The following is a 10,970-nucleotide window of genomic DNA, read 5'->3' on the forward strand; positions in this document are numbered from 1 at the left end:
GAGTCGGACGCTCCTTCTGCGAGAGGTTCCTCGGGGCGGTTCCGTCCGGGGCGGCGTCATCGGCGCCCCGGTGGCGGTTCGTTCGGATCGGTGCGCGACGGGCCGGCTGTGGTTCCGTACCGTGAACGCCGACGCACTCTAAGTGGGGCGCGATCCGGCACGCAACGGAATTCGGGCCGCATCCAAGGCTGTTGACCAGCGGAAACGATGGCCGCGGCCGTCAAGCGGAATCCCACGACGGTCCTGCCGAGCCGACGCGAGAACTGACCGGCCCCCCCTCGCGGAGGCGAACCGGAAGAGCGAGGGAGGGGTTCCGCATCACCGAAGGATGGCCTAATTCAGCCCCTCGGCGATCGCTTCGCAAGCCGTTCCGGAGAAGGGAAATTCGCCAGAAGGCACCCCTTCCCAGCCAAAGAGCTGACCAGCGCCACGTTATCGACAAGAACCAGCCATTTCGCCCACCCGGCCCCCTCTCCCCGCTCCGCCCAGGACGGCCGGAATACGCCAGGCCTCACGGACTCGGCTCGCCGCCCAGCGAGCCGGAGTGCGGATCGGAGCGTTTCCGCCCGATCTGACGTAGCATCAGTTTCACGTGGCCCCGCCGGATCCGCTCGCCGGCGGGGCTTCGGTGCGCCCGGGCACAGCGCCGCGGGCATCCCCGCACTCGCCGTCGCCCGCGCCGTCGCCCGGGAAAATCTTGCGGGCGACCTCTTCCCTGGTTCGCGGGCCCGTGGCACTCTCCCCCAGGGATGCACACCTGAACGCCATTCATATACATGAAAGACGCCCGAAAGGCGCATGCATGGTGATCAGCCGAAGAAGTCTGCTCCAGGCCACCACAGCCACCGCGACCACGGTCGCCCTCACCGGTATGGCGCACGGCGAACGCGCTCCGGACACCAGCGCCGGACACCGCCCCGGCACCTCCCTCTGGAACGAGTTCCGGGCCTCGCCCCGTACACATCCTCAGATCCCGTTCATCGGCCGGGCCGGCTACGCCGGCGGTTCCACCGCCTTCCCGCGCCGCCCGGTCCGCGCCGACGTGGTGCGGTACGGGGCCCGTCCCGACGGTTCGGCCGACGCCGCGCCGGCGATCAACCGGGCCATCGCCGAGACCGGCAAGCGCGGCGGCGGCACGGTCCGGCTCCCGCCCGGCCGGTACCGGATCGACGACATCATCCGGATCGGCCACAGCAACGTCACCCTGCGCGGCGCGGGCAGCGGTGCCACCACGCTGTACGCGACCCGCTCGCTCACCGACATCATCGGCCCCTACGGCAGCCGGTACGGCGGCGACAAGTCCTCCTGGTCCTGGGCCGGCGGGCTGGTGTGGGTGTGCCCGCGCGACCGGTTGCGGGCACTGACCGGGGCGATCCGGGCCCGGGAGTGGCCGTTCGAGGGGTGGACGGGCAACCGGCGCGACCAGTGGCGCACCCTCGCCCGCGTCACCTCGCCCGCACGCCGGGGCGACCTCACCGTCACCGTGGACGCCCCGGCCGCGCTGCGCCCCGGCGACCGTGTGCTGCTCCAGCTCTCGGACGACGCCGGGCACGGTCTGCTCGCCCACATGTGCGGCGATGTCGAGGGCACCGCCGCGTACGACTGGTCCGACAAGACCAAGCTGCTGAGCTACGTCCCGTACGAGTGGCCGGTGCGGATCACCGCCGTGCGGGGCCGCCGGGTCACCCTCGACCGGCCGCTGCCGCTGGACGCGCGCCCGGAGTGGGCCCCGCGGTTCACCACGCTGGTCGCGCCCGTCACCGGGTCCGGGGTCGAGGGCCTCACCATCGAGATGAAGGAGACGACCCAGTCCCCGCATCTCCTCGACACCGGGTACAACGGCCTGGCCATGCAGTGCGCCTGGGACTGCTGGGCCGACGACGTCCATGTCGTCAACGCCGACAACGGCTTCCTCTTCGTCGCGGCCAAGGCCGTCACCCTGCGCCGGACCCGCGTCTCCGGGCGGGGCAGCCACCACCCGTACGCGTGCCGCGAGGGCTCCCACGACAACCTGGTCGAGGACTTCTCCGTCGAGCGGCCGGCCACCGCTCCGCCCGCCGGGACGCAGGTGCACGGGATCAACGTCGAGGGCCTGTCGAGTTACAACGTCTGGTCGCGCGGCCGCATGGCCACCGGCACCTTCGACACCCACCGGGGCCTGCCGTTCGCCAACGTACGCACCGAGATCACCCTGCACAACGACGGGAAGCACGGCGGCGACGCCAACGCCGGTCCCCTGTACGGCGCGCGCTTCACCCACTGGAACGTGACCGTCACCAACGGCCGGGCGGGGTGCGTACGGATCGACGACGTGGCCCCGTACAGCGCCACCGTGGGGATCTCCGAGGTCACCCCGTTCGGCCAGATCGACACGCCCGACTTCCAGGGGCCCCTGCACGCGCGCCTCGACGCCTACGGGACCCCCGCCGTCACCCCGCGCAACCTGCACACCGCCCAGCGCCGCCTCAGCCACGGCCTGCCGACGAGACGACAAGGTGAATCGCGATGACACACTCCCCACGCCCCGTTCCGGGCAACCGCTTCTCGGTCCCGTCCCGGCGGGCGCTGCTGGGCGCGGCGCTCGGCGGCGCCGTCGCCACCGGGCTGCCGCAGCTCGCCGGTCCGGCCGCCGCGGCCTCCTGGCAGCAGCGCTGGGCGCCCTCGGCGCGTACCGACAAGCTGGCCGCCTTCGAGACGATCGAGGACGACCGCGCGGACTCCCACACCTCCGCCTCTCCGCACATCTTCGCCGAGGGCGACAACTACCGCTTCAACATGCACATGGTCGACCGGGACACCTCCACCGACCGGCAGCGCCACGAGGTCACCGGGATGCGCAGCCCGGCCGGCGGCTCGTACCTCCAGTGGAAGCAGGGCGAGAGCTGGCGGGTGACGTACTCGATGTACATCCCGAGCACACTGCGGGCCACCACCACCTTCACCCACATCATGCAGATGAAGCAGCCCGGCACCGGGTCCGCGCCGATCGTCGTGCAGTCGCTGCGGCGGGTCGACGGCGCGGGGACCATCGAGCTGAAGATCTTCGAACAGGACATCCTCGTCGGTCGCACCGCCCTCACGCCCCTGCACGACTCATGGGTCGACGTGGACTTCCAGCTCAAGATCGGCAACGGTACGAGCGGCACCGTACGGTGGATCCTCCGCAAGGGCGGCAGCACCCTGATCGACGCGCAGAAGACCGGCGTCGACACCTTCCTCGCCGACCGGGTCCGGCCCAAGTGGGGCATCTACCGCTCGCTCGGCGACACGTCGGACTCGCTGCGGGACTGCCACATGCTGCTCACGAACATGCGCGGCTACCAACTGGTCTGAGAACGGCGGCGGCCGCCCCGGGCATCCGCGGCGGCCGCGTCCCTCGCCGGATCCGTCACTCCTGTTCCAGAGAGAGGGCGAAGACATGCGCCCGTGCCGTCCCGGCGGGAGCGGTCAGGGTGAGCGCGGTCAGCCGCCTCGCCGGGTCGAGGGCGGTCACCTGGTGGAAGATGGCGGCCTTGGTGTCCAGCGGGCCGGCGGGGGTGTGGATCTGACCGGTCGCCACGGCCGTCGTCTCCTCGTACGCAGGGCCGGAGGCCAGCCAGTTCGTCAGCCCGACGGTGAGGGTCCCGGTCGTCCCGTCGGCGTAGTGGGCCACCGCGGGGACGGTCACGTTGCCGGTGTCCCCCGCGCCCAGCACATGGAGCCGCGCGTAGCCGCCCGGCGGGACGGCGATCTCCTGGCCGGCGGCGACGACGTTGTTGGCGGAGCCCTCGCTGCCGTTGGTGAAGGAGAAGGTGATCCCGTCGTCCACCGTCCGCCCCGTCTGCGGCAGTTGGGCCATGGGATAGGTGCGCCCGGCGCCGTCGAAGTCGCCGTCCTCGTAGTACATCTCCGTGGTGATGGCGTCGTTGTCGAAGTGCGGGACCAGGTCGACCTGGGTGACCGTGCCCGCGTCCGGCAGGGCGGGCAGCCCCCAGGGGGCCGCGGGCCCGTTCGCCCGCACCGGGGCGATCCGGAAGTCGGGCCGGGAGCCCGCCGGGTGGACCACCGCCTCCTGGTCGCGGCCGAGTTCGAGCTCCACCACCCCGTCGCCGAGGTCGCGCCACCGCGGCGCCGGGCCGCCGACCCCGGAGACGGTGAGCCGCCCGGTCAGCGCGTGGCGCACCCGGCACGGCTCCCCGGCCAGGCTGCGCACCCGCACCCAGCGGGTGACGCCGCCCCGGCGGACCGCGCTGACCAGGAACGCGCCCTGGGTACGGAAGTCGTGGAGCGTCACGTCCCGCCACTGCGCCGGCACCCCGGGGAAGATCCTGATCAGGTCGCCCCAGCTCTGGCAGACCATGTCGTGCAGGGTCTGCGCGCCGGACAGCGGCGTCTCGACGACCGGACCGGCCTCGTAGTACATGGTGTTGGGCTGCACGAACCGCGCGACCAGCTCGCGCAGGTACGTCAGCGCGTCGTCACCGCGGCCCATCTGGGTGCAGATCGAGGCGGCGCCGGTGAAGCTGTAGCCGCGCAGGGCGCCCTCGAAGCTGATCCAGTGGTCGAGCGAACGCTCGATCAGATCGCGGTTCTCCGGCTGTTCCCAGTTGACGAGGTACAGCGGGTAGACGGCGAGCAGGTGCGAGTAGTGGCGGTGGGACTTGGCGAAGGGCACCCCCGCGCCGATCATGAAGCCGTTGGCGTCCACCGGCGGGTCCACCAGCCGCTCCAGCACCTCCCGCCACTTCGGCTCCAGCGTGTCCTGGACGCCGAGCAACCGGACCGTCTCCAGCAGCGTTGCGCAGCTCCAGCGCAGCAGCGCCAGGTCGTAGTTGCAGTCGGGGGCGCTGCCGTACTCCGGGGAGAAGGTCTTGGGCAGATGCAGTCTGCCGTCCGCCTGCTCGTGGAGGAAGTGCAGGTAGTAGTTGGTGGATCGGCGCAGCAGCGGGTAGAGGACGTCCTCCAGCACGCCCCGGTCCATGGTGTGCCGGTAGGTGAGCCACACGTTGTGGAGGGTCCAGGGCAGGTCGCCGACCTCGGGGTCGCCGACGCCCGGCACCCCGACCGAGCCCGCGTCGTCGCACTGGGCGTCGGTGCTGCGGCGCAGTCCCGCGGAGTCGTGCCGGTACGCGGGTTTGAGGGCGTCGACGAGGATGTCCGTGTTCTCGGCGAGGGTGCGGGGGATCGCGTCGAGTTCCAGGTGGTTGGAGCCGTGGACGGGCCAGTATTCGAGCTGGGCGTTGAGGTTCCACCACACCGAGGGCCACGGGGTCGGTTCGAGCCAGGGCCCTGTGGTCGCCATGACGGGGGCGTGCTCGCGGGCGCCGCAGGCCAGCTTGTACAGCTGGATCCAGTAGAAGCTCTGGAGCATCGGGTCGGGGACGGACAGGAAGCTCTTGCGGTAGAAGCGGTGCCACCAGTCGCGGTGGGTGCACAGCAGGCTGGAGACGGGCAGCGCGGAGGCCTTGCGTACGGTGGCGAGGGCGCGGCCCTCGGCGTCGGCCCCGGGATAGGAGTGGGCGACGGCGAGGTGGTACACGCGCTGCCCGGCGTGGGTGCGTTCGCGGTACGCGGTGGCCGTCTGCCCGCCGGCGACGAGCGGCTGGACGACGAGGCCGGTACCGCCGGACTCGCGGGTGACGGGGGCGGGGTTGGGGGCGAAGCCGGCGGGCGGGGGTTCGCGGACGATGCGGGGGCTGACGGCGGGCGAGGGGCGGAACTCCCAGCGGAAGCCCTTCTCCCCCGCGCTCGCGTCGACGGTGACGAGCAGCATGGTGCGGTCGTTGTGGACGAGGGCGCGCAGTGCGAGGCGGCCCGCGTCGGTGGTGACGGTGCCGCTGATCTCGGCGTTCCACAGGTCGAGCCGCAGGTCGACGGCGGTGATCTCGCCGACCGGGTGGAGCAGGAGGTTACCGACGGGGAGCCGGGCCACCCCCCATTCGTTGCCGAAGTCGGGCCGGTGGTCCTGGACTTCGCTGTGGTGCACGGTGAACCGCAGCGCGTTCAGGCCGGGTTCCTGGTAGACGATCGAGCCGAGCAGGCCGTTGCCGAGGAAGGGGCCCTCGTACCAGGTGCGCGGCACGCGTTTCCAGTGCAGGTCCTGGTCGGCGAGGAAGGACTGCCATGCGCGGTCGGTGTCCATGCCCGTGAGGGAGACCGGCGGGGCGGCGCCCGGCGGTCGCGCGGCGGCGGGTTCGGCGAACGGGACGCCCGCGGCGGCTCCGGCGGCGGCGCCCGACGCCACCTTTCCCAGGAACCCGCGTCTGCTGACTCTCATCGTCGATGTCCTGTCTTCTCGTCTCGGTGAACTCAGTTCTGATCCGGCGAAGCTCGGATTGATCCCATGAATAGGCTGGACAGGAGCGTAAAAAATCGTCAATCTTGCGTCAACACCCCTGACACATCCGATGACTTGACGCATGGCATTGGCGCACCACAGAGCGAGCCGACTTCACCGGGAGGCACGATGCGCTTCGCACGATCCACCGTCACGCGAACCCTGACGGGGGCGGCCTGTCTGGCCGCGTTACTCGTCCCGGGGTCGCCCGGGGCCGCCTCGCAGGAACGGGACGACGCGGCGGGAGGGGCCCGTTCCTGGCGGCTCGAAGCGCCCGGCGACGGCCGGGACCAGATCGGGGCCGACCTGGCGCTCACCACCTCGGGCGGGCTGACACTGACGGCCCGGCACGGCGGTACGACCGTCCTGCGCCCCTCCGCGCTGGGCATCCGCACGGCGGAGACCGACTTCACGGGCGGGCTTCGCTACGAGAGCCGGCGCGACCGGCGGATCCACGAGACGTACACGACGACCACCGGCAGCCGCACCCGGCACACCGTGGACGCCACCGAGTCCGTCTTCACCTTCACCAAGCGCGGCCGCGAACTCCGCGTCACCCTGCGGATCTCCGCCGACGGGGTGGCCTACCGCTACGCCCTGCCCGGCAGCGGCACGGTCACCGTGCTCGGCGAGGCCTCGGAGTACGCCGTGCCCGGCGCCGCCGACGCCTATCTGCTGCCGTACGACAACGGGCGCCAGGACTACGAGTCGGCGCACCAGCGCAGCACGGTCGCCGCGGCGAAGCCCGCCGACTACGGCTACCCGTCCCTGTTCCGGGTGGGGAGCAGCTGGCTGCTGATCGGCGAGGCCGGTCTCGACAGCTCCTACGGCGGCTCCCGGCTGACCCTCGGCGCCGGTGAGGACCGCTTCCGGCTCACCCTCCCCGATCCGGCGGAGGTGAGCACGGCCCCCTTCGCCACCCCGTGGCGCACGATGGTCATCGGCGACCTCGCCACCGTCACCGAGAGCGATCTGACCACGGACCTCGCCGCGCCCTCGAAGGTCGCCGACACCTCGTGGATCAAGCCCGGAAGGGCCGCCTGGTCCTGGTGGTCCGACGGCGGCAGCCCGGGCAGCCTCGACAAGCAGAAGAAGTTCGTGGACTTCGCCGCCCGCGAGGGGTGGGAGTACGTCCTCGTCGACTCGGGCTGGAGCAACGACTGGATGCCCGAACTGACCGCCTACGCCGAGGAGAAGGGCGTCGGCATCTGGCTGTGGGTGCGCTGGCAGACCATCGACGCGAAGAGCGAGCTCGACCGGCTGCTCCCGCTGTGGAAGTCCTGGGGCGTCGTGGGCATGAAGATCGACTTCATGGAGTCCGACGGCCAGGACCGCATGCGCTGGTACGACGCGGTCTACCGGGCGACGGCGGAGAACCGGCTGATGCTCAACTTCCACGGCGGCACCATCCCGCGCGGCCAGCAGCGGACCTGGCCCCAGCTGATGAGCGTCGAGGCCGTCAAGGGCGCCGAGGGCACCCGGCCCAGGCCCGGCCGCCAGCCCTTCCCCGCCGAGCACTACACCACCCTGCCGTTCACCCGTAACCTCATCGGCCCGATGGACTTCACCCCCGTCACCTTCACCGGGGTGCGCCCCACCAGCGACGCCGCCGAACTGGCGCTGTCGGTGGTGTACGAGTCCGGGGTGCAGCACTTCGCCGACAGCGTGGAGTCGTACGAGGAGAAGCCCCTCGCCCGGCGCTTCCTGCGCGGCGTGCCCACCGTCTGGGACGACACCCGGCTGGTCGACGGCGCCCCCGGGAACCGGGCGGTCCTGGCCCGCGAGGCGGACGACGAGTGGTTCATGGGCGCGATCACCTCCGGCGGGGCACGCTCCCTGGACGAGCCGCTGCGCTTCCTGGGCCCCGGGAGCTGGCTCGTCGACCTCTACACCGACGCGCCCGGCGGCGGCCTGGCGGTGGAGACCCGCAAGGTGACGGCCGGCTCCCGGCTGACGGTCGACGTCCCCGGGAACGGCGGCTTCGCCGCCCGGATCTGCCGCGCCGAGGCGGGGCGCGCGGACTGCGGTTCGTAAGGCCGGTACGGGAGTAAGGCCGGGACCGGAGTAGGGCCGTGCCGGAGTAGGGCCGTACCGGAAGTCGGGCGCTACCGGAGTGCGGACCGACGGCTGCCGTGGGGTGCGTTCCCCCACGGCAGCCACCGGGGTCACTCGAAGAACTTCAGGCCGAAGCCGGTGTTGCTCTTGTCACCGGGGACGTTGGCGCGGGTGTAGGTGCTGTTCCCCCACCACACCGCCCGGCCGATCATCCAGTCCCGGTTGGACCAGCTGTAGGGCGTGCCCTTGGGGACCGCGTGGTACATGATCGGGAACGTGTTCCCGGACGGCGGGCTGTTCGCGATGTCGCCGTTGGCCAGCGCGAAGGTGTGGCTGCCGGGGCCGTCGACGAAGAGGGTGGGGTCCCAGCCCTTCATCATGGTGTCGCGGTGGGAGCCGAACTGGCAGCCGTTGGACTTGTACCAGTCCCATACGTAGGTGGGGTCACCGCCGGAGCGCAGCCGCAGGTCGGCGATGCAGTACCGGTCGCTCCAGGAGCCGTTGGCCGAATAGGCGATGTGCAGCTGCCCGTTGGGGTCCTTGATCGGTATGGGGGCCTCGTTGATGTACGGATCGCCGACCACCCGCTCCCAGCTCTCCCGGGGCTGGGAGATGATGTGGCGGGGGCCGGTCGGGGTGGTGGGGTCGCTCATCCTGGCGATGTAGAGGTTCTGCTCCACATTGGTGTCGCCGGACCAGCCGGACCAGACGAACCACAGCTGGCCGGCGAAGGTGAAGGCGCTGCCGTCGATCGCCCATTTGTCGTTCGGGAGCGCCCGTTTCCGCTCGGCCCCGTAGCCGCTGTCGGGCGGGTCGGAGCTGATCACGTACATCCGGTGGTCGGCGCTCCGCCCGGCCGTGAAGTAGACGTGGTAACGGCCGTTGATCCTGGTGATCTTGGGGGCCCAGATCTCGCCCATCCCCGGGTCGAGCCAGATCTGCTTCGGGGGCACGTCCACGAAACCGGCCAGGGTCGCCGAGGCACGGACGGAGATGCCGCCGCCGGTCTTCACTTCTCCCCCAAGGGCACAGGATGCGCTCGGCCCCTTCGCCGAACAGCCATCCGATCCTTGGGAACGGGCGGCCGCGCGTCATCCGCCGATGGAGGAGCACCCGCCGCCGCACCACACCCGCGCCGTTCCGCCCGCGCCTTTGGTGGAGCCGGGTCCGCCGAAGGCCGTGGTCCGCGCCCCGCCTCCGCCGGCGGCCGATGCCTGTTGTCCGATGCCCGGTGCCCGGTGCCCGGTCCGGGGCCCGGCCTCCGCTGCCGGGCCGCCCCCGCCGCCCGCTACCGGTCCTCCGTACCTCCGCGTATGTCCAGCGACTTGAGCCGGGTGGGGACCGCCGCGTCGCGGACGATCCCGAGCCGCTGGGTGGCCCGGGTCAGGGCCACGTAGAGGTCGTTGACGCCGCGCGGCGAGCCGTCCAGGACGGCCTCCGGGTCGACGACGATCACCGTGTCGAACTCCAGGCCCTTCGCCTGGCGCGGGTCGAGGAGGACCACCGGGCGGGTGAGGTCCGGGGTGATCCCCCAGGAGGCGTCCGGGAGTTCGGCCGCCAGCGCGGGCAGCAGGGCGGCCGGCGCGATGACCGCCAGGCGCCCCTCGCCCGGCCGGCCGGTGGCCAGTCCGGCCGCCGTACGGGCCAGCTCGGCGCGGTCCACGGCGCGTACGACCGGGCCCTCGCCCGTCGACCGTACGGACCTGGGCGGCTCGAAGAGCGGGTCCGTCAGCCGCCGGACCTCGGCCGCGACCTCCATGATCTCGGTGGGCGTACGGTAGTTGACGCCGAGCTTCGTCAGCTCCCAGCGCTGCTGGACGTACGGCTCCAGGATCTGGCCCCAGGAGTCGCACCCCGCCGCGTCGCCCGTCTGGGCCGGGTCGCCGACCAGGGTCATGGAGCGGCTCGGGCAGCGGCGCATCAGCAGCCGCCAGGCCATCGCGGAGAGTTCCTGCGCCTCGTCCACCACGATGTGACCGAAGGCCCAGGTGCGGTCGGCCGCGGCCCGCTCGGCGGCGCTGCGGGTGTCGGCCTCCTCGTGGCGGTCCGCGAACCGCTCGGCGTCGATGATGTCGTGCGCGGCCAGGACCTCCGACTCGTCGTCGTCCCGGTCCTCGAACTCCTGGGTGCGGGAGCCGTACGACAGTTCCAGCACACCTTGCGCGTAGGCGACGCGCTCCTGGCGCTCCCGCGCGGCGGCGGCGCGGGCCGCCGCGTCGTCCTCGCCGAGGAGTTCGGCCGCCTCGTCGAGCAGCGGCACATCGGCGGGGGTCCAGTCGACCCGCGCGTCCGCGCCGGTCCTGGGGCGCGGGCGGCGTACGGCGGCGGCGTCCCGCGAGTCGAGCCGCACGGGCGCCGCGAGGACGTCCGCGACGAACTGTTCCGGCGTCAGGCTCGGCCAGAGGGCGTCGATCGCGGCCTGGACATCACGGCTGGCGGCGATCTCCTTGCCGAACTGGGCGACGTCCGCCGGGTCGAGGAGGTTGTCACCGCCGAGCGGGTCGGGGGCGCGCCGCGCCGCCAGCGGGGCGGGCCGCGCATCGAGGATACCGAAGACGAAGGTTGTGAGGGGCCGGGGGTGGGGCTGGCCGGGGGGGCG

The 10,970-nt window shown here is 72.0% G+C and carries 6 protein-coding genes; 3 read left to right on the forward strand and 3 right to left on the reverse strand.

Features of this window, described 5'->3' with window-relative positions; genetic code table 11:
- The first annotated feature begins 871 nt into the window (after positions 1 to 871).
- The gene (locus AB0P17_RS37325) at positions 872 to 2,509 is read left to right on the forward strand and encodes a glycosyl hydrolase family 28-related protein (RefSeq protein ID WP_365818423.1); all 1,638 of its coding nucleotides are present in this window, start codon (positions 872 to 874) and stop codon (positions 2,507 to 2,509) included.
- Complete coding sequence (locus AB0P17_RS37330; RefSeq protein WP_365818410.1) at positions 2,506 to 3,333, forward strand: Tat pathway signal sequence domain protein; 828 nt, start codon at positions 2,506 to 2,508, stop codon at positions 3,331 to 3,333. Before AB0P17_RS37325 ends, AB0P17_RS37330 begins: the two co-directional genes overlap by 4 nt.
- A gap of 55 nt (positions 3,334 to 3,388) precedes the next feature.
- Here AB0P17_RS37330 and AB0P17_RS37335 read toward each other — a convergent pair whose 3' ends face one another.
- The gene (locus AB0P17_RS37335; protein ID WP_365818425.1) at positions 3,389 to 6,121 is read right to left on the reverse strand and encodes a Tat pathway signal sequence domain protein; all 2,733 of its coding nucleotides are present in this window, start codon (positions 6,119 to 6,121) and stop codon (positions 3,389 to 3,391) included.
- A 324-nt stretch (positions 6,122 to 6,445) separates the two neighbouring features.
- Here AB0P17_RS37335 and AB0P17_RS37340 point away from each other — a divergent pair, with 324 nt between their 5' ends.
- A complete protein-coding gene (locus tag AB0P17_RS37340) occupies positions 6,446 to 8,350 on the forward strand; it encodes a glycoside hydrolase family 97 catalytic domain-containing protein (RefSeq protein WP_365818411.1) in 1,905 nt (634 codons plus the stop codon).
- Positions 8,351 to 8,481: 131 nt separating this feature from the next.
- Here AB0P17_RS37340 and AB0P17_RS37345 read toward each other — a convergent pair whose 3' ends face one another.
- Both AB0P17_RS37345 and AB0P17_RS37350 read right to left on the reverse strand, forming a co-directional pair.
- A complete protein-coding gene (locus AB0P17_RS37345; RefSeq protein WP_365818413.1) occupies positions 8,482 to 9,384 on the reverse strand; it encodes a glycoside hydrolase family 43 protein in 903 nt (300 codons plus the stop codon).
- Positions 9,385 to 9,659: 275 nt separating this feature from the next.
- The coding region (locus tag AB0P17_RS37350; protein ID WP_365818415.1) for an ATP-binding domain-containing protein at positions 9,660 to 10,970 on the reverse strand (1,311 nt) is incomplete at its 5' end.

Origin of the sequence: Streptomyces sp. NPDC088124, assembly GCF_040685895.1 — a bacterium.
Lineage (GTDB): Bacteria > Actinomycetota > Actinomycetes > Streptomycetales > Streptomycetaceae > Streptomyces.